The following is a 24837-nucleotide window of genomic DNA, read 5'->3' as shown; positions in this document are numbered from 1 at the left end:
GGAGCTCATCGATGACACAAGGTTTCACAAGGATAGTGGTGGGGGCTCTGCTGCTGGCTAGCGGGCTGCCTGCGCTTGCACAAAGCAAGATGGTGACGCTGGCGGAGGTGGCCCAGGGAGAGGCGGGGGCCAGCATCTGGGTCAGCGGCACGGTGGCGAGCCGCCAGCAGGCGGCGCTCAGCGCCGAAGTGAGCGGCCGGGTGGAGTGGATAGCCGAGTTTGGCAGCCGGGTGAAGGCGGGGGACGAGTTGCTGCGCCTGGACAGCGCGACCCTGCGCCTCTCGCTGGAGCAGGCGAGGGCGGAACAAGCCAGAGAGGGGAGCAACCTGCGTTACGCTCGCGCCGAGTTCCAGCGCCTGGCTCGTTTGCACCAGCAAAAGAGTGCCTCCCAGAGCCAGTATGACAAGGCGCGCTATGACGTGGAGCAGGCTGAGCTGGCCGAGCAGCTGGCGCGGGTGCAGGTGCGCCAGATTGAGGAGCAGCTGCGCAGAAGCCGCATCTTTGCCCCGTTTGACGGAGTGGTGAATGAACACTTCATCCAGCCGGGGGAGCATGTGGATGCGGGCGAACAGGCGCTTGAGCTGGTCAATCCGGACCAGCCGGACATCCGGTTGCGTGCGCCCATCGCCTGGGCCCGGCAACTGGCCACTCAGACCCGGTTGCGGGTGGAAGGGGAGCAGCTCAGCAGCCACGCCATCTATTACCAGCGAGCGGCGAGCGCCGATCCCAAGTCCCGGCTCATCGAGCTGCGCCTCAAGCCGGAAGCGGGTACCTTCATCATCGGCTCGCCAGTGCGGGTGGCGCTGCCAATGGGAGAACAGCACACCATGCTGCTGCCGCGGGATGCCCTGGTGCTCGGCACCGAGGGAAGCGTGGTCTATCAGGTGGAGCAGCGCGGCGAGGCGCTCACGGTGAACCGGGTGCCGGTCACCGTGCTCTTTGGGGACAGCCGGGAGGTGGCGGTGAGCGGCGCTCTCAAGCAGGGAGACAAGGTGGTGGTGCGCGGCGCCGGCAGCCTGCAGGATGGAGACAAGGTGGAGCTGTTTCGCGGTTGAACCTGGGCAGATCCCATAAAAAACGGCTCCCGTGGGAGCCGTTTTTGTTGCAGAGAGGAGGGGCGATTACTCGACCATCATCACCTTGCAGGTGTTGGTGCTGCCGACGGTCTCCATCTTGTCGCCGTGGGTGAGCAATACCATGTCGCCGCTTTGCAGCAGTCCCTTGGCCTTGAGCACGTCCAGCGCGTCGCGGCACACCTCGTAGACCGGCTTGGTTTCGTCGCCATCAAACAGCACGGGGGTGACGCCGCGGTAGAGGTTGGCCCAGGCCAGGGTCTTGTTGTGAGGAGACATGGCGAAGATGGGCAGGCCGGAGCTGATGCGGGACATCAGCAGCGGGGTGGTGCCCGACTCGGTCAGCGCCACGATCGCCTTGACCCCTTCCAGGTGGTTGGCCGCATACATGGTGGACATGGCCACCGCCTCTTCCACCGAGGTGAAGGTGTAGTTCATGCGGTGGTTGGAGACGTTCAGGCTCGGGTGCTTCTCGGCGCCCACACAGACGCTGGCCATGGAGGTCACGGTCTCGATGGGGAACTGGCCGGCGGCGGTCTCGGCGGAGAGCATCACCGCATCGGTACCGTCCAGCACGGCGTTGGCCACGTCCATGACTTCGGCACGGGTCGGGAGCGGCGCGTTGATCATGGACTCCATCATCTGGGTCGCGGTGATGACCACGCGATTCAGGCGGCGGGAGTGGCGAATGAGCTTCTTCTGCACACCCACCAGTTCGGGGTCGCCGATTTCGACACCCAGGTCGCCACGGGCCACCATGACGGCATCGGAGCCGAGGATGATGTCTTCCATCGCCTCGTCGCTGGCGACGGTCTCGGCGCGCTCGACCTTGGCCACGATCTTGGCGTTGGAGCCGGCTTCGCGGGCCAGTTCGCGGGCGTAGCGCAGATCATCGCCGCTGCGGGGGAAGGAGACCGCCAGGTAGTCCACGTTCATGCGGGCGGCGGTCTTGATGTCTTCCTTGTCCTTCTCGGTCAGGGCCGGGGCGGAGAGGCCGCCACCTTTCTTGTTGATGCCCTTGTTGTTGGAGAGCGGGCCGGCCACGGTCACCGTGGTGTGGATGCGGGTGCCTTCGACCTGCTCGACCTTCAGTTGCACGCGGCCATCGTCCAGCAGCAGGATGTCACCGGATACCACGTCCTGCGGCAGGCTCTTGTAGTCGATGCCGACCTGCTCCTGGCAGCCTTCGCCCTTGCCGAGGGCGGCGTCGAGAATGAACTTGTCACCGATGGCGAGGTAGATCTTGCCATCCTTGAAGGTGGAGACGCGGATCTTGGGGCCTTGCAGATCGCCCATGATGGCCACGTGGCGGCCCAGCTTGGCGGCGATGTCACGCACCTGGTTGGCGCGCTGGATATGATCTTCAGGAGTGCCGTGGGAGAAGTTCATCCGCACCATGTCGGCACCGGCGCGAATGATCCCCTCGAGAATGCCGTCGCGATCGGTCGCCGGACCGAGTGTGGTAACAATCTTTGTACGTCTTGGCATGAAAGACTCCAATGTGAAGTTGATATGACTTGAAATACTGCCCCGTCAAGCATGTGGCATGGCGCCAACTGGCAGGCCATCTGGGTGGCCTTGTTTGATTGAATTTCGATACTACACCAAGCCCATTGGCATAGACAGTCGGGGGCGGCCCCCCGAATGATCAGGAGGAGTGCGGGGTATCAAAGCGGGATTCGCGCAAACCTTCTTTGACTTTCTTCAGGTTTTCGCGAAATTTCATGCCACGGCGAAGGGTGAAACCGGTGGCCAGCACGTCCACCAGGGCGAGCTGGGCGATGCGCGAGGCCATGGGCATGTAGACGTCGGTGTCTTCCGGCACGTCCATGGAGAGCACCAGGTTGCATTCGCGGGCCAGGGGAGAGTCCTTGGCGGTCATGCCGATGACGGTGGCATCGTTTTCCCGGGCCAGCGCGGCAATTTCCACCAATGCCTTGGTGCGGCCGGTGTGGGAGATGAGGACCACCACGTCCCCTTCGCTGCTGTTGATGCAGCTCATGCGCATCATGACGATGTCCTCGAAGCTCACGACGGGGATATTGAAGCGGAAGAACTTGTTCTGGGCGTCCCGGGCGACGGCGGAGGAGGCGCCCAGACCAAAGAAGCTGATCTTCTTGGACTGGGTCAGAATATCGACGCAGCGGTTGATGGCCGAGATGTCCAGGCTGTTCTTGGCGGCATCGAGGCAGGCCATGGTGGATTCGAAGATCTTGGCGGTATAGGTATCCGGGCCGTCTTCCGCTTCCACGTGGCGGTTCACATAAGGGGTGCCGTTGGCCAGGCTCTGGGCCAGGTGCAGCTTGAAATCGGGAAAACCCTTGGTATCGAGGCGACGGCAGAAACGGTTGACGGTCGGTTCGCTCACATCGGCCAGCTTGGCCAGGGTAGCAATGCTGGAGTGAATGGCGGTTTGGGGTGAGGCCAGGATCACTTCAGCCACCTTACGCTCTGATTTACTGAAACTTTCCAGATTGTTCGTAATTTTATCGAGGGTATTCATCATTACCACCAGGCATTTTTGTAATTTAACTTCAGTGTCTGTGCACTAAATTCACAGCTCAAGCAGGTTTCCAATCTCCGCGATGACTATACAAGACAAGCGCTTATCGGAACTAATCTCGGCCCTGCAAAGTATGACTCATGTCTAATTATTTCGTGTTTTTAGTTGCAAACTTCCATTTGCGTCTTGAAAACGCTTACAAATGTTGCAAAGCAACAACACTGTGAGCGGGCGCACACTTGTCTGCATAAATCGCGCAGCCCGGCTGCGGGCTCGAGTAGTATTGCAGCCAAATAATAATGTCGGGACGGTAAGGGCCGCCCCGAGTCGGTAACGAAGGAGTTTGTTATGCAGCATACCCATGCGCTGGTGGGCGACGTTGGCGGTACCAATGCCCGACTGGCCCTCTGTGAACTGGCGACGGGCGCCATTTCCCAGGCAAAAACCTATTCGGGGCTGGCCCATCCCAGCCTGGAGGCCGTGGTGCGCCTCTATCTCGAAGAGCACGATGCCACCGTGGGCGAGGCGTGCATCGCCATCGCCTGTCCCATCAATGGTGACTGGGTCGCCATGACCAACCACAGCTGGGAGTTCTCCATCCGCGAGATGCAGGCCAACCTCGGCCTTGCGCGCCTGCAGGTGATCAACGATTTCACTGCCGTCTCCATGGCGGTGCCCGTGCTCGGCGAGAGCGATCGCATCCAGCTCGGGGGTGCGGCCCCGGTGGCCGGCAAGCCCATCGCCATCTATGGCGCAGGGACCGGCCTTGGCGTCGCCCACCTGGTGCAGGCCGGTGAGCAGTGGCTGAGCCTGCCGGGTGAGGGCGGTCACGTGGATTTCGCCGCCAACACGGAAGAGGAAGATGCGGTGCTGCAGGTGATGCGCGGCGAGCTGGGCCATGTGTCGGCGGAGCGTTTCCTCTCTGGCCCCGGGCTCGTCAATCTCTATCGCGGCCTGGTCAAATCCGATGGCCGCGAGCCCGAACCCTTTGCCCCCAAGGACATCACCGAGCGTGCGCTGGCGGGGGATTGCCTCGATTGCCGCCGCACCTTGAGCCTGTTCTGCGTGCTCATGGGCCGCTTTGCCGGCAACCTGGCACTCAACATGGGCACCTTCGGCGGTGTCTACATCGCCGGTGGCATAGTGCCGCGCTTCCAGGAGTTCTTCATCGGATCGGGCTTTCGGGTCGCCTTCGAGGACAAGGGGCGCTTCAAGCCTTATCTCAAAGACATTCCGGTCTTCCTCATCACCCATGAAGGGCCGGGGCTGCTCGGTGCCGGCGCCTATCTGCGCCAGTCACTCGGGATCCGTCTCTGAGCCTTGCCAGCGTGAACATGGTTCAGTCCCGATTCAGTGACCGGGGCGTAAAGTGAACCTACGTACTCAAGAGGACTGGGCTTCATAGGGAATTGAAACCGGTCTTCATCCGCTGGGTGCGCATTGTCACCTGACAAGCCTGAACTGTTTTACCGGCCCTCGCGGCCGGTTTTTTTATGCCTGTTGTTTCTGCGCGAGCATGGGGCCGAGGGGAGCGGCAGGCCAGCTTCTGATGGGTGCACAAGCTCGTCAGCCTCGCTGCCATGTGCTTGGCCTGGTCGAAGCATAAGGAGTGAGGCGTGAGACAGGGCAAGCACCGGGATGGCAATGCCCGAATGCGGCAGGGGCCAGGTACTGACCCCTGCGCTGTCAGGGGAGGGTGATGTGGAATCTCGCGCCGCCGAGCGGGGAGTCATCCACCCGGATCTCGCCGCCGTAGCTGTGCACGATTTCGGTCACCACGGCGAGGCCAATCCCCTGGCCGGGGGAGCTGTCAGCCCGCACGCCGCGCTGGAAGATCTGCTGCGATTTGCCGGGATCGATGCCGGGACCGTCGTCTTCCACCACGATGAGCAGGCCGCGCTCCCGGTGGCGGACATGAACCCGGATCTCGCTGATGGCGAATTTGCAGGCGTTGTCCAGCAGGTTGCCCATCAGCTCCATCAGATCGCCCTGCTCGCCGTGAAAGAAGACATCGTCGTCAAACTGGAAGCCGGTCTGCAGCTTCTTGTGGCGATAGACCTTGGCGAGGCTGGCCAGCAGCTTCTCGATGAGAGGAACCGGTTCGGTGCCCTTGCTCGCGAGGCGCTTTCGCCCGGTGACGGCACGGCGCAACTGGTACTGGATGATCTGATCCATGGTGGTGATCTGTTCATTGATGTTGTCATTGATGTTGTCATGGATGTCGTGGCCGAGCTTGAGCTCCTGGGCGGTGATCTGGATGAGCGCCAGCCGGGTTTTCAGGCTGTGGGCGAGATCGTTGAGGGCGTGCTGGTAGCGCTGGGTCTGCTGGCGTTCGTTCTCCAGCAACTGGTTGACCGAGCTTGTCAGGGGGGTCAGCTCGCGCTCGTAGTCGTTTGACAGCGCCTCTCGCGTACCGGCGCGGATCTCGTCAATCTGGCGTGCCATGGTGCGCAGGGAGGAGAGGCTCCAGAAACTGGTGAGGAGCAACAGAGCGCCCAGCAGACAGTAGGCGAGCAGCGCCTGGCGAATGCAGCGGTAGAGGTAATCGCGGGTCTGGGCCTGATAGCGCCTGGCGGAATCGACCATCACTACGTAGTAGGTGGTGGGGCCGGCGCCATGATTGCGCAGGAAACGCAGGCTGTAGATGAAGTAGCTCTGGCCGTTCTTGATGGTATGCAGCTTGAAGAAATAGTCCTGATCCAATCCCCCCAGGTATCTCATCAGATCCCGGCAGATGGTCTCCTTGATGGAGACCACCTCCGGCATGTGCAGGCTGGACCAGCTCAGCGCCCCGTCGGCGCGGCAGATCAGGGTGTCGAGATTGGGGTCGATGGCATCCGGGGTGAGCTTGCCAAGATCCGTCATGGCGTGGGGCTCCGGCTGCTTGGACGAGAACAGCTTGGAGAGGTTCTCCTGCATGCGGACACTGGCTTTCTGGGCCTGCTCCTCGGCATGGCCGAGGTAGAGGATGTAGACGGAGAAGGCCATGATGAGCGCGATGACCAGCATGGCACTCAGCATCAGCTTGAGGTGCAGGGAGCGGTGGATCAGGGTCAGGGGATGCAGCATGGCAAGGCGCATCAGCTGCAGGCGAGGTTGAAGATGTAGCCCTGGCGGCGGATGGTGGAGATGGGCTGGATGCTCCCTTCCGGATCCAGTTTTTTGCGAAGCCGGCTCACCATCACCTCGATGGTGTTGGGATCCCCTTCACCGTCCCCATAGAGCTGATCCAGCAACTGCTGTTTGGAGACCACCTGACGGGCATTTCGCATCAGGTATTCCAGGATCAGATATTCGAAACTGGTCAGCACGGTGACCTCGCCGGCGATGGTCAGCTCCTTGCGGGAGAGATCCAGCTCGTAGTCACCCGCCTTCACTCTGGGGGAGATGAAGCCGGCGCTGCGGCGTACCAGCGCATTGAGGCGGGCCAGCAGCTCGTCCTTCTGGAAGGGCTTGACCAGATAGTCGTCCGCCCCGGCCTCCAGTCCTTCCACCTTGTCCTGCCAGTTGCCTCTGGCCGTCAGCACAATGATGGGAAAGGGGATCTGCTGCTCGCGCAGGCGGGTGATCAGCTGAAGGCCATCCATGTCAGGCAGGCCCAGATCGATGATGGCGACATCGATGGGGTAGTCGGCTGCGTAGTGCAGCGCCACCTGGGCATTGTCCGTGCTGTAAACCTGGTTCTGGGCCTCGGTCAACAGGGTGGAGAGGTGGTGATTGAGCAGCTTGTCGTCTTCAACCAGTAGGATTTTCATAAGATGCATGATGATGAGGGTCCAGGCTGCCAATTAGAGGGTCAACAAGAGGGAGAGTCAATCCGGATCCTACCTGACCCCGCTGTATCGGGACTGAATCATCCCAGACTGAACTCCTCAATAGAGTGTTTAATAAGATATCAAAACTCTGTGACACGAAGCGATTTACATACGGTGACAGCAGTATGCGACCGTTATGATCGCAGTGGAGGGGCAGTAAGGTACGTTAATGGATCAACAGAAGAGGACACTCTTGATCTCTTGGCGCTATCCTAACAATCTGATGCCCACGAATGAGGTGATAAGAGCACACTGACAGACATATTTTTTCTATTCTTCATCGAAAGGTGTCACTAGAGGATTATCAGTAAAAATACTGGTGACATTGAAGTCAGTAGGTTAATGCGAATGCTGTTGAATCCTTACCCTATTGAGGGCCTTTTGCACCTTTTGACTATTCACCCTTGGGTTAAACAAGATAGAATCTGACCCGCGATCGGGTTTAGGGCGCAAAAAGCCCAAGATGTGAGCAATGTAGGTTCCGGACAGCCTAGTAAGGTAATGGAATGCTTAAGAATTGTTAAACATCAATCAAAACAAGAAGCTGGAGGATCTGATGGCCAACAGCACGGACAATAAGGTTAAAATCAGCATATTGGGAGCTGTAACTCAAGGGCGGTAGCGTTTCACTTTGTTGACTATGTCATCTTTTTCATAATTACCCTCCCCACCAAGTTTATCAAATAAGAATTATTTACAAGTCGTATTGCTAGAAATTATGCAGAAAAATTAACCAAGCTTAGTTTCAGTGATATATCTGTGTGCTAGACGATTTAGTCATCAGTGTAGGCGCTTCGCAAACCTACCGTGAAAATCTTCTACGCAAGCGTCAAACAATGTCTTGTCATTTCGTTATCTTGAAATCGGGAACCTTTCAATGAAGATCCTTGTGACTGGTGGTGCCGGCTTTATCGGTTCAGCCGTTGTTCGCCATATCATCCAGCATACCCAAGACTCAGTTGTCAACCTCGACAAGCTGACCTATGCAGGCAACCTGGAATCCCTGGCTGAGGTCTCGGGCAGCGATCGTTACGCGTTCGAGCAGGTCGACATCTGCAGCCGCGTCGAACTGGATCGGGTGTTTGCTACCCATCAACCGGATGCCGTGATGCACTTGGCCGCCGAGAGTCACGTTGATCGCTCTATCACAGGCCCCGCCGACTTCATCGAGACCAATATCGTCGGCACCTATATGATGCTGGAAGCGGCCCGCGCCTATTGGAACGGTCTGGACGAGGCGTGCAAGACGGCCTTCCGCTTCCACCATATTTCCACCGACGAGGTGTATGGCGATCTGCCACATCCGGATGAAGCGTCTGCTGGTGAACCCTTGCCACTCTTCACTGAAACGACGCCCTACGCCCCCAGCAGCCCCTATTCTGCCTCCAAGGCTTCCAGTGACCATCTGGTGCGCGCCTGGCGCCGTACCTACGGCATGCCCACCATCGTCACCAACTGCTCCAACAACTACGGCCCGTACCACTTCCCCGAGAAACTGATCCCGCTGGTGATCCTCAATGCGTTGGATGGTAAGCCGCTGCCGGTCTATGGCAAGGGCGACCAAATTCGCGATTGGCTCTATGTGGAAGACCACGCACGCGCGCTCTACAAGGTGGTGACCACGGGCTTGGTCGGGGAGACCTACAACATCGGCGGTCATAACGAGAAGCAGAATCTGGAGGTGGTACACACCATCTGCGATCTGCTGGACGAGATGGTGCCGAAGGCGGGCTCTTATCGTGAGCAAATCACCTATGTGGCGGATCGCCCTGGCCATGATCGCCGTTATGCCATCGATGCCAGCAAGATGAGCAGTGAGCTCGCATGGCAGCCGCAAGAAACTTTCGAATCTGGCATTCGCAAAACTGTGCAGTGGTATCTGGATAACGAACAGTGGGTCAACAACGTCAAGAGCGGTGCCTACCAATCCTGGATTGAGCAGAATTACGAGGAGCGTGCCTGATGCATATTCTGCTGTTTGGCAAAAACGGTCAGGTCGGTTGGGAGCTGCAGCGTGCACTCGCACCGCTGGGCCACATCACTGCCGTTGATTTTGACTCCACCGATTATTGTGGCGATTTCAGCAACCCGGCAGGGGTGGCCGACACGGTACGTCTGGTCAAGCCGGACGTGATTGTCAACGCCGCAGCCCACACCGCAGTCGACAAGGCGGAGAGTGAGCGGGAATTTGCCGAGCTGCTCAACGCGACCAGTGTGGCGGCGATCGCCAAAGAAGCGGAAGCATTGGGTGCCTGGCTGGTGCATTACTCCACCGACTATGTGTTCGATGGCAGCGGTGAGCGTCCCTGGGTGGAAACCGATGCAACTGCACCGCTCAACGTCTACGGTGAAACCAAGTTGGCAGGGGAACAGGGGGCGGCTCTCTGCGCTCGTCACCTGATCTTCCGCACCAGCTGGGTCTACGCCGCCCGTGGAGCCAACTTTGCCAAGACAATGCTGCGCTTTGGCAAAGAGCGTAGCGAGATGTCGGTCATCAATGACCAGTTCGGCGCCCCGACCGGTGCCGAGTTACTGGCCGATTGCACCGCCCATGCGATCCGCGTGGCGCAGAGCAGACCCGAGGTTGCCGGGCTGTACCATCTGATTGCCTCCGGTACCACCACCTGGTTTGACTACGCCCAATTGGTGTTTGCCAAAGCCAGAGAGGCTGGCGTTGATCTGGCGGTCACGCAACTCAATGCAGTGCCGACCAGCGCCTTCCCGACCCCTGCCAAACGCCCCCATAACTCCCGCCTTGATACCGACAAATTCCAGCGCACCTTTGATCTGGTACTGCCGGACTGGACCGTCGGCGTGGAGCGGATGTTGACCGAGATCCTCAGCAAGTAAATCCCTGGTCAGGGATGTGTTGAGTGCATCCCTGGCTGGCAAGAGATAAAACGTAAAAGGTGTAGCTGCAAGCCACCTTTTTCTTTTGCAATTTAAAAATAAGAAACAAGCATCATGACCAAACGTAAAGGCATCATTCTGGCCGGTGGCTCAGGCACCCGTCTCTATCCGGTGACCATGGCGGTGAGCAAGCAACTGTTGCCTATCTATGACAAGCCGATGATCTACTACCCGCTCAGCACCCTGATGCTGGCGGGCATTCGCGATATTCTGATCATCAGCACGCCGCTAGATACCCCCCGTTTTGAGCAATTGCTGGGTGACGGCAGTCAGTGGGGCCTGAATTTGCAGTACAAGGTGCAGCCAAGTCCGGACGGGTTGGCACAAGCCTTTATTCTGGGTGAAGAGTTTATCGGGTCAGACCCCTGTGCGCTGGTGCTGGGGGACAACATCTTCTATGGCCACGACCTGCAGAAACAGTTGGCGGCGGCAGCGGCCAAAGAGAGTGGTGCTACCGTCTTTGCCTACCATGTGCATGACCCCGAGCGTTATGGGGTGGTGGAATTTGATAAAGAGGGTACCGCTATCTCGCTGGAAGAGAAGCCGTTGGAGCCCAAGAGCAACTATGCGGTCACCGGCCTCTATTTCTACGACAACAGCGTTGTTGAGATTGCCAAGCGCCTGAAGCCGTCACCGCGTGGTGAGCTGGAAATCACCGATGTGAACCGTATCTACCTGGAGCAAGGCAATCTGTCGGTGGCGATGATGGGGCGTGGCTATGCCTGGCTGGATACCGGTACCCATGAAAGCATGATAGAAGCGAGCAACTTTATTCAGACTATCGAGACGCGCCAGGGATTGAAGGTGGCGTGTCCTGAAGAGATCGCCTATCGCCAAAAGTTTATCAGTGCTGACCAGATACGTGAGCTTGCAGCGCCGCTGGCGAAAAATGCATATGGCCAATATTTGTTAAGAATGGTTGCTAACGCCTGATGTGATATGGGGGGAGGAATGTTGTTCCCCCATAAAAACTGGATCAAATGTGGGTAAACAGATGAACGTAATCAAAACAGCAATTCCTGACGTGCTTATTTTTGAACCAAAAGTATTTGGTGATGAGCGTGGATTTTTCTTTGAGAGCTTCAACCACAAGTTGTTTGAAGAGGCAGTAGGATATCCTGTGAGTTTTGTGCAGGATAATCACTCCAAATCGTCGAAAGGGGTATTGCGTGGCTTACATTATCAATTGTCTCCCCATGCCCAGGGCAAGCTGGTGCGCTGTGTTGCAGGTGAAGTGTTTGATGTGGCGGTAGATATCCGCAAAAGCTCTCCAACCTTTGGGCAATGGGTTGGGGTTCATTTATCTGGTGAAAACAAGCGGCAGTTGTGGATCCCGGAAGGGTTTGCACACGGTTTTGTAACTCTGAGCGAGACGGCGGAGTTTTTGTATAAAACGACTAATTATTATCATCCTGAAAGTGACAGAAGTCTATTCTGGAAAGATCCAGACTTGAGCATTGATTGGCCATTAGATAAACCTATTCTTTCAAAAAAAGATGAGAATGCCTTTTCATTTCACAAGGCTGAAATTTTTTAATTTTGTATCAGCATGAATAGAACTATGTAGATGTTCTAGCTATATGGTAAGAGGTTTATTTTGGTTTCTTCTCAAGGGTAATTATGAACCGAGATAGTAGTATATCCCCCGTCCGTATCTTATCGATTTTAAAAAACCGCCATTTGATTATGACGTTAGTTCGCCGCGAAGTTGCAGCGAGATATCGTGGTTCACTTTTTGGAAATTTGTGGGCTTTATTTACTCCACTTTTTATGTTGGCAGTTTACACATTCATATTTAGCGTGGTATTCAAAGCTCGCTGGAGTGGTGGTAGTGATTCTCGTAGTGAATTTGCATTGGTGCTTTTTGCCGGTCTAATGGTCTTCAATCTATTTTCAGAGTGTTTTAATCGTGCTCCACGATTGATTCTTGAAAATGTCAACTATGTCAAGAAAGTGGTGTTTCCACTCGATATACTGCCGTGGGTCGCATTGGGCAGTGCTATGATAAATATGTTTATCAGCTTTATGGTATGGCTTACTTTCTATGCTATTGCTATTGGTACACCACCCATTACTGTTCTACTTTTTCCGATAGTAATTATCCCGCTCATTTTCTTTATAATGGGAATTTCATGGGCACTTGCAGCAATGGGGGTTTACTTACGTGACCTTTCTCAATTGGTAGGCGTTATCAGTACCATATTGATGTTCCTCTCTCCTATATTTTATCCTATTGAAGCATTACCTGAAGAGTACCGCCACTGGTTGAATATCAACCCACTTACTCCTGTTATTGCACAAGTACGTGATGTGCTTTACTGGGGGAAAATGCCTTATTGGAAAGAATACGGCATGACATTGATTGTCGCAACGGTAGTTATGTATGCAGGATTTGCCTTGTTCCAAAAAACGCGTAAGGGGTTTGCCGATGTGCTCTGACAAAGTGGCAATTGAAGTTCATGGGCTAAGCAAATGCTATCAAGTGTATGGGCAACCTGTCGATCGACTCAAACAGTTCGTTTTCCCGCGTGTGTTGCGATTATTTCGACGTGCCTCAAAGCAGTACTTTCGTGAGTTCTGGGCTCTGCAATCAATTAACTTCACGATAAAGAAAGGGGAAACCGTTGGTATTATTGGTCATAATGGAGCCGGAAAGTCTACATTGCTACAACTGATATGCGGCACTCTAAATCCCTCTCATGGTGAAATTAGTGTTAATGGGCGTATTGCTGCATTGCTTGAGCTGGGGGCTGGATTTAATCCGGAGTTCAGTGGGCGTGATAATGTCTATCTCAATGCCAGTGTCCTGGGATTGAGTAAAGAGGATATTGATGCAAGGTTTGATGAAATCGCTCGTTTTGCCGACATTGGCGATTTTATGGAGCAACCCGTCAAGACCTATTCCAGTGGTATGTATGTCCGTCTTGCGTTTGCAGTACAAGCATGTATCGACCCGGAGATATTGATTGTAGATGAAGCACTTGCAGTTGGGGACATAGGTTTTCAGTACAAATGTTTCAAGCGAATGGAAGCCCTTAAAGCCAAGGGAGTGACTATTCTCATGGTGACGCACTCGACTGGTAGTATTCTAGAGTATGCCGATAGATGCCTGGTTATGGAAGGAGGGCGCCTGATTGGTGATACTACGGATGTCTTAGCAGCAGTCATGGCGTATGAAAAAGGGATGATATTGTCGGAAGAAAAAGCAGAGTCATCTTCATCAGTAGCAAGGGAAAATGACGGAGAATGTCCATCTCAATCGATCTTAATTGAGAAGCAAAAAAATGAAGCAAATATGGTGCTGGGTGAAAAACGATTTGGCTCTGCCCGCGCCATAATAGCAAGTCTGACAATATTAAAAAATGATGGAACACCTTATCATGAAGAGCCGTTAGTGAAATCTGGGGAGACTTTAACACTACGCTTTGAGCTCTTGGCGTGTGAGGTTATTGAAGATGTAGTGCTCGGACTTTCTTTGAGTCGGACTCAAGGTGGTGATATATGGGGGGATAACAATATTGCTGCCGGCCATTCTCTCACTTTGAAACCAGGTCGCCAAATAGTGACTTATCAAGTTACTTTACCAATCAATAGTGGTGATTATTTACTGCACTGTGGGTTGGCCTCCCTCAGAGGAGGAATGCGTGAAGAACTTGATCAGCGCCGGCCAATGCGTGCGGTCAAGTTCTGGTCTGCCCGAGAATTGGGCGGTGTTGTACATGCTCCAATTACTGTTCTGGCCTGAACTCATCGGTATTAACAATGCTAGCAGCCTTTTTACCCCCTTACCCTTTTAGGTCTGTACCAGCACCATATCTGTGGTGTTATTATCGCCTACTGTGTGAATGGGCGACAGAATCTTGTATGTTCATTACAGGGCGCGACTATGTGCGACCTATTGAGCAATGGGAAGACCGCTGGGAGTGCACAAATGATGCTGCAACAAGACTTAACTATGCATTACCCAAAAATACACAGCCTCCACAGCATCATTATGCTTGGTTAGATAAAGGGCGTTTTGACGAATGGTTGAGCATTCATAACAGCAACCCTCTAGCCGTTTTTCGTCATTTCTTATGTGAGCGTGATAATGCTTATGAAGAAGAACTTCATGAGATGCTATGTTCTGCACCAAATAAGATTGAAGCTGTAATTACATTTTTAAATGTCCCGTCACTTTCCGCAGTTTGTCAACGACTTGGTATTCCTGTGATTCATCAGGAGTTAGGACCCCTGCGTGGGCATATATATCGTGATACAGCTTACGTTGATTTTCAGGGCGTCAATGGAAATTCTGAAGCTGAAAATCGTGAGTGTGAATTCAGGGGCTGGTCTCTAAATTCTCTAAATGAATTAAAGTTAAATGATCTTCTTTTGTTTTTTTTGAAAGACCCTAGCTTTATTAAAAGTTTGCCAGAGAAAACCTCTGAAATTGGAATAGCACTTCAGGTTGAGGATGATTCCAATTTAGTTGCGTTTGGTAATGGAATGGATAACCAGTCTATTATACTTGCTGCTCGTAACCAAACAGCTACATCAAGTCTGTTGATTCGTCCTCATCCAGGTAGTCTGTTTACGTTACGTGAAGGAATAATGCCAATAGATGAATCGCCAACCAGTCTGGAGTTTGTTGCTCGTTGTAAAAAAATAATGACTATAAATTCCAGTGTCGCACTAGAAGCTCTACTTCTTGGGGTTCCGGTGACAATCTTCGGTGACAGTTCATTATGTCATCTGGCCAAAGAAATACCTCATTCTTTATCTTTGGTCAGGCGTTTGACATTCTATCTTTTTGCTTATTTAGTTCCACGATCATGTCAGTTGTCCCCCCGTTATCTGCGTTTTCGTTTAAGTGAGCCAGGTGAGAAAGCCATCATTGAGTATCATTTGGGTTGTTATATGAGAGATGATGATATGACTTTACCAGAAGAGAGCGCTTTTGAAGATCTTCAAACAAAGCTGATAGCTCAGGTATTGGCAAGTAATCAACTTAGAGTTCATCGTAACGAGAGATTGCAAGCTCTCACTGAACAGGTACATGTGCTATCACAAGAACTCACAGACGTTAATAGGCGACTAGTTGAGGAGGGTGAGGCACACGGGCATGCCATTCAGGTGGTTGAGCAGATTACTGAGCAATTCAATACTCTTTCAAAACAATATTCTGACACTCTTGAAGAGTTACATTTGCGTGATAAAAAAATCAAAGAATGTGATGAGCTTTTAAACAAGATACGTAACAACAGAATATTAAATTTTTATATAAGACGTTTTATTTGAATTTATGAGTGAATTTATGTTAATTAGAAATCTTGACGTTATTATACCTGTGTATCGTGGGCTTGATGAAACTAAAGAGTGTATACTTTCGTTATTGTCTAGTATTCCACAGTGGGCTCAGCTTATAGTCATTAATGATTGCTCCCCCGAGCCTGATTTAACTAATTGGCTTAGACAAGAAGCGAGTAATTTAGGCTTCGAGTTGCATGAAAACAAGGCTAATAAAGGTTTTGTCGGTACAGTAAACTATGGCATGAGCCTGAACAAAGATAGAGACGTACTGTTACTTAACAGTGATGTAGAGGTTTCTAATCTGGATTGGCTTAATAGAATGCGAAAAGCAGCATATAGCCATGATCGGGTTGCAAGCTTAACTCCATTTTCTAATAATGCTACAATATGTAGCTTTCCAAATTTTTGTCAGGACAATGAACTTTATTGTGGTTTGGATGTTAATGCGCTAGATCGTCTTTTCTCTAATCTTCCTCTTGAAAGTGAACTCGTTGAGGTACCTACAGGTGTCGGATTTTGTATGTATATCCGTAGAGATTGCTTAGATTCGGTTGGTTATTTCGATGAACAAACCTTCGGTAAAGGTTATGGAGAGGAAAATGACTGGTGCCAGCGCGCACACAAATTGGGGTGGAAGAATTATCATCAATTGAATGTGTTTGCTTACCACAAAGGTGGCGTGAGTTTTCAAGAGGAAGGGGACCCAAGAAAAGCTCGTGCATTAGAGTTACTTAACACATTACATCCTAATTATACTCACGATGTGATGGCATTTATTGCACAAGATCCTGCAAGACAAGCAAGGTTGATGGCTAAGATAAAATACATAGCCGAGACTGGCCTCCCAGTTATCTTAGCTGTTGCACATCACCTCGGTGGTGGAGTTGCTCAACATGTTTCAGAGCTTGCGTCGTATTATTTAGAAAAGGCATGGTTTCTTCGCCTCACTCCCGGTAGCAGAGAAGGATATGTTAATCTTTATTTGAGCGCATTGGACGGTGATAAGACTGATGCATTCGTCTTCAACGTTCACACAGATTATGAATTATTAGTGAGTTTATTACGAGATCTAAGAGTTGGTCGGGTACACTTCCATCACAGCATGGGGCTGCCGCCACGAACTTGGTTACTGCCTAGTTCGCTAGGCGTATCCTATGACGTGACGATTCATGATTACTATATGCTAAATGGTAATCCAACACTTACAGATCGTTATGGACAATTTGTGAGTGAGGATAATCAAAATCATGATGATGTCTGTAGAGATGCAGCACAGATCAGTGTCTCAGGTGAGGAGTGGCGCAGTGGTATATATCCTTTACTTTCTCGAGCAGAGCGGATTATTTATCCCAGTAGAGATGTATATCAGCGATTTAGCAGGCTATATGGAAATGAAAGTGAGCTATCTAACAAGGCAATTGTAACATACCATCCAGATGCTTATTGTTATTCTGAACCTAAACAGAGTCATAAACCGGGTGATCAGCTTCGTGTACTAATCCTTGGTGCTTTGAGTCGGGAAAAAGGAGCTGATCTATTAGAACAAGTTGCTTTGCTGTGTGATCCAGATAACATAGAGTTCCATCTATTAGGCTATGGCTATCGTCCTTTGCGTGGTGTTGTGAACCATGGTGCATATAGACTGGATCAACTTGAAGAAAAACTTAACAGTATTAAACCTCATGTGGTCTGGTTCCCTGCTTTATGGCCTGAGACATACAGCTATACGCTATCAATTGCGCTTGACCATGAATATCCTGTTGTCTGTCCGAATATTGGTGCTTTTGTCGAGCGTATCGAAAATAGAAATAACTCTTTATTATTACCCTGGAATATCAAACCTATTGATTGTGCTGCATTTTGGCGTGCGTATGCCCAGGGTGCCAAGCTAAGCAATTTCCTTGTTTCAGCTGAAATTTGTGATGAAATAGAGCGAGACGATAATTTCTATCAAGATAAATACCTGAGTGGATTGACAGTATTAACACCTACAGATGGTTCTATTTTAGTCAATAAGTGGAATGAAAAGCTAAGTCTTGCTCCTAGTACTGTACTGTTATCAAGAAAAGAACAACTTTTACAGTATCTATGGAAGGTTAGAAATATGCGTATCGTCAGTTCATTTGCACGTTATATTCCATTTAGATTGCAGAGGGCGATCAAGCGCTTATTGAGTCGAAAACCAATTCACGAAATTATTAAGTGATATGAATTTAAACTATATATAAATATAAGATATAATTATATTTGATTTTTGAATGAAGATTAATCATACGGCTCATTATCAGAGAGTAGAGCGCCACGCTAAAAACTCTCTGAATTAGCCGTATGGCTATTAAAAATAGGGTGGCTAATAGTATGTTTCCTAAACCCTCACTTCCTGATAATGAGTTATTGAGAGTAAATTCAAGAATAGTATCAGTTTGGAAAATTAGTCTTTTAAAGACCTCGCTTTATCACTTGGCTCCAGGTGTACAATAAATGAATTCATTCAATAGGATAACAAACTTATTCTTGAGCTATCTTGAGTAATAAAGCAAAGAGAATTGATAACTCAAATTGGATAAAGTAAATAATGAAACGTTGTTCAAGTTTTGAGAAGGTAATTGAGCTTTCCTTTTATTTTATAATAGCATTCTGTGCGATCTGGAAAATAATTCCGACCATTAATGAGAGAGGTTTCTGGTCTGACGAATTGTTTACTGCGGCCGTAGTCCGTTACCATCCTATTTTAGATAGTCAATTTGAAAGAAAAACAGTCATGCAGATTAAAATGAATGATAGTTTTTTGACTGTCAAAGCAGGAGAGCAGCACCCACCTATGTATGACCTTTCCTTAAAGGGATGGGCGTCTTTATTTGGTGATAGTGAGATCTCCCTACGTGGTTTTAATATTTTCCTCATTGCACTCACGTCTATTACCATATTTGTGTCTTGCTGGCGGCGTAAAAATTATCCGCTCGGAACTTTGATTTCCATAACTACATTAGTTGTGCTGTGGCACCCGGTGACCCAGAGTTATGCCACACAAGCTAGAAGTTATACATTTTTCTTGATGTTATCTTTATTATGTCTTTTAGCTTTCAATAAGATAAAAGAAGCTGGTCGTAATGAGTCTATGTGGCGCCTTACCTTTTATACTCTTGCTACTATCTCATTTTTGACACATTACTATATGGCTGTTTTTATTGGTGCTGTATATATCTTTATTGCTTATAGCGATCTCAAGCAAAGGCGCTATGTACTTCCCCTAATACCAGTTCCATTTGTTTTTAGTTGGATATTCCTCTCATATCACAGCCTGCTTTTTACCGCGAGTGGCGGAGTCGCGTGGTCCCAAATATCATATCTACAAGCACTGCAATCAATGTTGCATATAATTTATGGTTACTTTGGTGTAAGCTCCATATTGGTCGCTTTGTCATCTGTGTATTTTTTCTGTAAACGAAAAACCTCTGAAACTCAAGTTTCTATATGTATTGCTGTTTCAATATGTGTGTTAGCTTTTGTCTGTAAAAAATCAGGAATACTCCATCCTAGACACTTCATATTCATTATTCCTTGGTGTGTCTATCTTATGCTTAACTTAACATTATCGTTGTCTAAAAACAGATTTTTTGTTTTGGCGATAGCGTCAATAATCGTGTTTATTTCTCCCGCAGCAGGAACTCAAGCGAGCGTGTATGCTGACGAACAATATAAAGAGGCAGCAAAACTTATATCCGAAAAATATAGTGGTAAAGATTATAAAATATATGCAACCTGGAGCCCCAACGAAGCATACTATCGATACTATCTTGAAAACTATGCATCGGGACATGTCAGTGTCGATATGCTCTCTAGTATCAGTGACGTAGATAAAACATGCTCTTATATCAATAATAATAATGTTGTTTTATATGCTCACCATTCACATGATGACGTAATAAATGCTTTTGAATCTTGTTTGTCTACATTTACTAGAACAAATTTTGATGGTGTGGTTGTGATCGCCAAGCCATAAAAGTTATCTAGCTATATGGTGATTTTATGAGAGCTATACGTATTCCTTAGAGGATATGATGTGATAAAACTTGACGTTTCAATTAGCATCGTAACTTACAATGCTAATATGTCGATGTTATCCCTGACGCTGAATAAGCTTAAAGGTTCAGTTGATTTTATTTCTGATAATGACGTTGAAATAAATACCGTGTTGACGCTCATTGACCATTCTCCCTTCCCGGATTCTATGGTTCAATCTGACAGTGTATTTCAGAGTTTTGGCTGTGGCAGCAAGCTAATTAATGACCCACTGAATCCTGGTTTCGGAGCTGGCCATAACCGAGCTTTACTAAGTGACACTAAGTATCATCTGATCCTAAATCCCGATCTGGAAGTTGCACCAGATGCTCTCAAAAACGCACTAGAGTTTATGGAGAGACATCCGGAGTGCGGATTATTGACGCCTTTCGCGACATGGGCAGATGGTGAGGTACAACGGCTTTGCAAAGGTTATCCAACTGTCTTTGATTTATTGCTGCGTGGTTTTGCTCCTGCTTTTGTGAAGAGGTTATTTCAGACGCGCTTGGCGAAATATGAGATGGCAGATCAGCTCAACAATCATGATGTGCTGTGGGACCCACCCATTGTCAGTGGTTGTTTTATGCTGTTTCGCACAGATGTATTGCAGCAGCTCGAAGGGTTTGACCCTCGCTTTTTTCTCTATTTTGAAGATTTTGACATCAGTTTACGTGCAGGGAGGGTCAGCCGGATTGCCTATGTCCCTCAGGTGAAGGTTGTTCATCATGGTGGTCATGCATCGCGCAAAGGTTGGCGGCATATCTGGATGTTTGGGCGCTCTATGGTGACTTTCTTCAATATTCACGGTTGGCGTTGGTGGTAATGTCAGATATCAAAAGTACAGTCTTGGTAACAGGCGCCAACGGATTTGTTGGCAAGGCGGTCTGTGAACACCTGCTGAGTCTGGGTGTGAATGTGAAAGGTGCGGTGCGAAGTCACCCGCTTGCTTCGTATCACATCAACGCTCCCTCTTTGACAGCAGATGCAAACTGGACAACCCAATTACAACAGGTGGATGTTGTCATTCACTGTGCCGCCAGGGTGCATGTGATGTCTGATAAGGAAGCCGATCCTCTAACAGCGTTTCGAGCGGTAAACACAATTGGCACATTAAATCTCGCAAACCAGGCCGCAGATGCTGGTGTTAAGCGCTTCATATTTATTAGCTCGATTAAAGTAAATGGTGAGCAGACTGAGCCCGGTAAGCCGTTTGATGAACATGTCCAGAATCCACCACAAGACCCTTATGGCCGCTCAAAATATGATGCAGAGCAAGGGCTGATGGCACTTGCTAAGAAGTGTGGTATGGCTGTCACCATTATCCGGCCTCCTCTTATTTATGGTAAGGGTGTGAAGGCTAATTTTGCCAGCATGTTAAAGATGGTGCATACCGGTTTTCCACTCCCCTTTGCCCGTTTGAAAAATGCACGGAGTTTATTGGCATTACCCAATTTATGCGATTTCATTGCTCGTGCGATAGATCATCCTGCTACCGTGAATCAGATTTTTTTGGTCGCAGATCCAGTTCCTGTTTCGACATCTGAAATGCTGATAGCTATTGCTGATGCTGAAGGTGTCCCTTCTCGACTGTTTTATATTCCATCAATTCTGGTAAGAGGGATTGGCCGTTGCTTTGGGATTGATGCCAAATTGCAGCGGATTTATGGCTCTCTAGAAATGGATACGGGCAAGGCTCAGAGGCAGCTACAATGGTCGGCTCCTTATACGTTTTCTCAGGCTTTATCCCTGATGGCATCTTCCAAAAATGAGTAGTTTGTGATGCTGACATTTCCGTTACTTCTAGTTTTATGTTTGTTTTTCTCCATTATCATGACAGGCTTACTTAAGCGCTACGGTCAGAGCCGTCTTCTTGACCAACCCAATCATCGCAGCTCACATTATATCCCTACGCCGAGAGGTGGAGGCATGGCGATTGTCGCTACATTTCTGTTGGCTTCTCCTTTTCTCGTCGTGAGCCAGGTGTCGGATTTGTATGGGGTATCTTATGGAAGCTTGCTATTGATATGGATTGCAGCACTAGGCATCGCACTAGTTGGTTTTATCGATGATCACCTGTCTCTTGAGCCAAAAACTCGTTTAATTGTCCAGAGTCTTTCTGCTGCATTGGTTGTAGTAGCTGTTGATGGATTGCCAGAGCTGACTTTCTTTGGGTGGCAGCTAAATCTTGCCTGGTTTGGTTATGCGCTGGCATGGTTAGGTGTGATCTGGTTTATCAATCTTTACAACTTCATGGATGGCATCGATGGCCTGGCTGCCGGTGAGGCCGTGACTGTCTGTATCGTCATGGCGTTACTGCATTACCTTTTTGGAGGTGAGTGGCCGTTTGCGAGTTTGACCCTGTTGCTGGGGGCTTCTGTTGCGGGCTTTTTGTGCTGGAATTTTCCACCGGCCAAGATCTTCATGGGAGATGGGGGCAGTGGCTTCCTTGGTATGATGCTCGCATCCCTGATGTTGCTTGATGCAAGTTTCGCCCCCCAATTCCTGTGGGCGTGGCTTGTCATGCTCGGCGTCTTTGTCGTTGATGCTACCTGGACTTTACTGAATCGCTATCGTCTCAAATGTCACTTGAGTGATGCTCATCGAACTCATGCCTACCAATATCTTGCAAGGCACTGGAAAAGTCATCGCAATGTGACACTGATGGTGCTCTTGATAAATGTCCTATGGCTTGCACCTATTGCTGCCATGATTGTAGGGGGGGCGCTCGATGGCGTGTTGGGTCTGATTATTGCCTACTTACCGCTAACTTATCTCGCATTTTACCTAAAGGCTGGAGTACCTGAATGAGCACAGATTTTTTGCCGGGGGGTAGCTGGTTACTTACCTGCCTTGGTTCCTTGTCACGAGCCAGCAAGCGAGCAATATCTGTCGCAGTAGATACGTTATTGATTACCATGGCATATTGGGGGGCATATTGGATCAGGCTTGAACATAGCTGGCCAATCGCAAGCCCCCGTCATTGGGCCCTTTTGTGTGCGATTATTGTCCTAAGCATTAGTGTCTTTGTTCGGCTGGGTTTGTATCGTGCAATCTTGCGATATGTTAGCTTTCGAGTGCTCTGGACAATCTCATTAGGTGCATTTGTTTCAACGAGCTTTTTTGTTATCTCTGCGTTTTACTTCGATATCTTCCTGCCCAGAACCGTATCGGTCATCTATCTCTCATTTTTGGTGTTGATGGTCGGTGGTGTGCGGTTGTTCTTTCGGGCACTGTTGAATACTACTCGTTTGGCGCGTACACAGGTTCTGATCTACGGTGCGGGTTCCTCGGGGCGGCAGTTGCAAGTGGCTTTGTTGCAAGGCAATGAGTTTTACCCAGTTGCCTTTGTGGATGATGATCCAGCCAAACAAGGGTGCGTTATTCAGGGATGTACCGTGTACAACAGTGCTCAGCTCCCCACCCTGATTGATCACCATGGGGTGAAGAAGATCCTGTTAGCCATGCCAAGCAGCACCAGGGCTCGTCGTCAGGAAGTGATCAATGCACTAGAGCCACTATCTTGTGAAGTGCTGTCTATCCCGGGAATGGCCGATCTGGTCAATGGCTCTGCCCGTATTGATCAGCTTAATGAAGTCTCCATCGACGATCTGTTGGGTAGAGACCCGGTAGAGCCGGTGACGACATTGATGGAAGCCAACATCACAGGCAAAGCGGTCATGGTGACGGGGGCTGGGGGCTCCATTGGATCGGAGCTCTGTCGCCAGATCTTGCGGTGTCGGCCATCCACCTTGGTTCTGTTTGAACTGTCTGAATACGCCCTCTATGTCTTACACAAAAACTTGCGTGAACAGTGCGAACGTGAAGGAATTGAAACAGAGCTGGCTCCATTACTGGGCTCGGTGCAGCGCCAGCACCGCCTCAAGACGGTGATGCAGAGCTTTCGGATCCAGACTATCTACCATACTGCCGCTTACAAGCATGTGCCCTTGGTCGAGTTCAATATCATAGAAGGGGTGCGCAATAATGTATTTGGCACTCTTTATGCCGCTCAAGCAGCCGTTGAAGCGGAAGTTGAAACCTTTGTACTGATATCCACTGACAAAGCGGTACGCCCAACCAACACCATGGGGGCCAGCAAGCGCTTGGCCGAGCTTATCCTGCAAGCCTTGACCCGTGAAAAGCACAAAACCCGTTTTTGTATGGTGCGCTTTGGTAATGTGCTCGGATCTTCCGGCTCAGTGGTGCCACTGTTCAGACAACAGATAGACAAAGGTGGGCCTATTACTCTGACTCATCCCGATATCATACGCTACTTCATGACAATACCGGAGGCTGCACAGTTGGTTATCCAGGCGGGCGCGATGGGGGAGGGGGGCGATGTTTTTGTGCTCGATATGGGGCAGCCAGTCCGGATCATGGAGCTTGCAAAACGTATGATCCGTCTTAGCGGCCTGACGCTTCGCGATGAACTTCGGCCCGATGGCGACATTGCTATTGAGGTGACGGGGTTGCGGCCAGGTGAAAAACTCTATGAAGAATTGTTGATTGGGGATGATGCTAGAGGTACAGAACATCCCAGGATCATGGTGGCGCAAGAATGCTGGCTCCCCTGGTCAAGGCTGCGTCCCTTGCTGGCCTCGCTGGATGACGCCTGTCACCACTTTGATCAACAGAAAGTACGCGACATTCTGATGCACGCCCCTGCTGCGTTTGAACCAACAGACGGTATCTGTGACCTGGTGTGGCTTGCTAAACAACGTGATCTGCCAACAGACAATGTGGTTCCACTTCCTACACACAACATCGATTTTTATATTGAAAATCAATGATGTTCTATTATTACGCGACTCATCAGACATCTTTTCAATTTAACATCTGGTTGTTTTTTGAACGATCAAAAACTGATTAGACCAGATTGACTACCCTTTTGAGCAAAGCATAGGTAAAATCGCCCCGCCGATTCAAAATTAATCTTGTATCTTCTTGCGCTTAATAGGCTTAACATGATCATGGTTATAACCATAAAGTAAGCATAACGAGCGTCTCGCTGTCTTGTTTGCAAAGGTGTGCAGGATCAGAACGGTCATAAATCTTTGGCAAACTAAACAATATATCGACTGCGAGCGTACTGGGAGCTGTAACTCAGGGGCGGTAGCTTACTTTATTCAATGCTCTGTGCCATCATTTAATGACAATATTGTTTTTATAGCCGACTAGTCTG

Annotated in this window: 19 protein-coding genes; 15 read left to right on the top strand and 4 right to left on the bottom strand. The window is 50.1% G+C overall.

Features of this window, described 5'->3' with window-relative positions:
* Positions 1-11 precede the first annotated feature (11 nt).
* Positions 12-1055 (top strand): efflux RND transporter periplasmic adaptor subunit, encoded by a 1044-nt coding sequence (locus tag I6L32_RS20750; protein WP_216944434.1) that lies wholly within the window; start codon positions 12-14, stop codon positions 1053-1055.
* Between the two features lie 66 nt (positions 1056-1121).
* On the opposite strand, the gene pyk is transcribed toward I6L32_RS20750, so the two are convergent.
* Together pyk and I6L32_RS20740 are read right to left on the bottom strand one after the other, a co-directional pair.
* On the bottom strand, positions 1122-2561 hold the full coding sequence (pyk, locus tag I6L32_RS20745; RefSeq protein ID WP_005324189.1) for a pyruvate kinase: 1440 nt from the start codon (positions 2559-2561) through the stop codon (positions 1122-1124).
* A 160-nt stretch (positions 2562-2721) separates the two neighbouring features.
* Positions 2722-3576: a MurR/RpiR family transcriptional regulator gene (locus I6L32_RS20740; RefSeq protein ID WP_167332173.1), complete on the bottom strand. Its 855-nt coding sequence runs from the start codon at positions 3574-3576 to the stop codon at positions 2722-2724.
* Between the two features lie 348 nt (positions 3577-3924).
* On the opposite strand from I6L32_RS20740, the gene glk reads away from it, so the two are divergent.
* Positions 3925-4893, top strand: coding sequence for a glucokinase (glk, locus tag I6L32_RS20735; RefSeq protein WP_039041241.1), 969 nt, complete (start codon positions 3925-3927; stop codon positions 4891-4893).
* 369 nt (positions 4894-5262) lie between these two features.
* Here the strand turns inward: glk and I6L32_RS20730 are convergent, their stop codons facing one another.
* Both I6L32_RS20730 and I6L32_RS20725 read right to left on the bottom strand, forming a co-directional pair.
* Entirely contained in the window at positions 5263-6645 is a 1383-nt protein-coding gene (locus tag I6L32_RS20730) for an ATP-binding protein (RefSeq protein WP_254203866.1), read from the bottom strand.
* 11 nt (positions 6646-6656) lie between these two features.
* Entirely contained in the window at positions 6657-7331 is a 675-nt protein-coding gene (locus I6L32_RS20725; protein WP_041207018.1) for a response regulator, read from the bottom strand.
* A gap of 937 nt (positions 7332-8268) precedes the next feature.
* Between I6L32_RS20725 and rfbB the strand changes: the two genes are divergently transcribed.
* The 13 genes from rfbB (at position 8269) to I6L32_RS20660 (ending at position 24445) form a co-directional block, all read left to right on the top strand.
* Positions 8269-9354, top strand: coding sequence for a dTDP-glucose 4,6-dehydratase (rfbB, locus tag I6L32_RS20720; protein ID WP_216944432.1), 1086 nt, complete (start codon positions 8269-8271; stop codon positions 9352-9354).
* Positions 9354-10241 carry a dTDP-4-dehydrorhamnose reductase gene (rfbD, locus tag I6L32_RS20715; protein WP_114523263.1) on the top strand — a complete coding sequence of 296 codons (888 nt, stop codon included), beginning with the start codon at positions 9354-9356 and terminating at the stop codon, positions 10239-10241. The genes rfbB and rfbD overlap by 1 nt, the downstream gene beginning before the upstream one ends.
* Positions 10242-10355: 114 nt before the next feature.
* Entirely contained in the window at positions 10356-11234 is an 879-nt protein-coding gene (rfbA, locus tag I6L32_RS20710; RefSeq protein ID WP_113736193.1) for a glucose-1-phosphate thymidylyltransferase RfbA, read from the top strand.
* Positions 11235-11295: 61 nt separating this feature from the next.
* Positions 11296-11838, top strand: a complete 543-nt coding sequence (rfbC, locus tag I6L32_RS20705; protein WP_039041246.1) for a dTDP-4-dehydrorhamnose 3,5-epimerase — start codon at positions 11296-11298, stop codon at positions 11836-11838.
* An 83-nt stretch (positions 11839-11921) separates the two neighbouring features.
* Positions 11922-12740 carry an ABC transporter permease gene (locus tag I6L32_RS20700; protein WP_039041247.1) on the top strand — a complete coding sequence of 273 codons (819 nt, stop codon included), beginning with the start codon at positions 11922-11924 and terminating at the stop codon, positions 12738-12740.
* Positions 12730-14046 carry an ABC transporter ATP-binding protein gene (locus tag I6L32_RS20695; RefSeq protein ID WP_216944431.1) on the top strand — a complete coding sequence of 439 codons (1317 nt, stop codon included), beginning with the start codon at positions 12730-12732 and terminating at the stop codon, positions 14044-14046. Before I6L32_RS20700 ends, I6L32_RS20695 begins: the two co-directional genes overlap by 11 nt.
* Before the next feature lie 119 nt (positions 14047-14165).
* Entirely contained in the window at positions 14166-15581 is a 1416-nt protein-coding gene (locus tag I6L32_RS20690; protein WP_128343183.1) for a hypothetical protein, read from the top strand.
* A gap of 16 nt (positions 15582-15597) precedes the next feature.
* The gene (locus tag I6L32_RS20685) at positions 15598-17799 is read left to right on the top strand and encodes a glycosyltransferase (protein WP_161646532.1); all 2202 of its coding nucleotides are present in this window, start codon (positions 15598-15600) and stop codon (positions 17797-17799) included.
* A 369-nt stretch (positions 17800-18168) separates the two neighbouring features.
* On the top strand, positions 18169-19596 hold the full coding sequence (locus tag I6L32_RS20680) for a glycosyltransferase family 39 protein (protein WP_216944430.1): 1428 nt from the start codon (positions 18169-18171) through the stop codon (positions 19594-19596).
* A 60-nt stretch (positions 19597-19656) separates the two neighbouring features.
* On the top strand, positions 19657-20478 hold the full coding sequence (locus I6L32_RS20675) for a glycosyltransferase (RefSeq protein ID WP_254203865.1): 822 nt from the start codon (positions 19657-19659) through the stop codon (positions 20476-20478).
* On the top strand, positions 20478-21428 hold the full coding sequence (locus I6L32_RS20670; protein WP_080770108.1) for an SDR family oxidoreductase: 951 nt from the start codon (positions 20478-20480) through the stop codon (positions 21426-21428). Before I6L32_RS20675 ends, I6L32_RS20670 begins: the two co-directional genes overlap by 1 nt.
* Before the next feature lie 6 nt (positions 21429-21434).
* Positions 21435-22463 carry a glycosyltransferase family 4 protein gene (locus I6L32_RS20665; protein WP_216945245.1) on the top strand — a complete coding sequence of 343 codons (1029 nt, stop codon included), beginning with the start codon at positions 21435-21437 and terminating at the stop codon, positions 22461-22463.
* Positions 22460-24445 (top strand): nucleoside-diphosphate sugar epimerase/dehydratase, encoded by a 1986-nt coding sequence (locus tag I6L32_RS20660; protein ID WP_216944429.1) that lies wholly within the window; start codon positions 22460-22462, stop codon positions 24443-24445. Before I6L32_RS20665 ends, I6L32_RS20660 begins: the two co-directional genes overlap by 4 nt.
* Positions 24446-24837: the final 392 nt, after the last annotated feature.

This window comes from Aeromonas sp. FDAARGOS 1402 (assembly GCF_019046925.1).
GTDB classification, from domain to species: Bacteria; Pseudomonadota; Gammaproteobacteria; order Enterobacterales; family Aeromonadaceae; genus Aeromonas; species Aeromonas caviae.
Note: the sequence above shows the minus strand (reverse complement) of the source record. Positions and strands in the feature narration are given on the sequence as shown.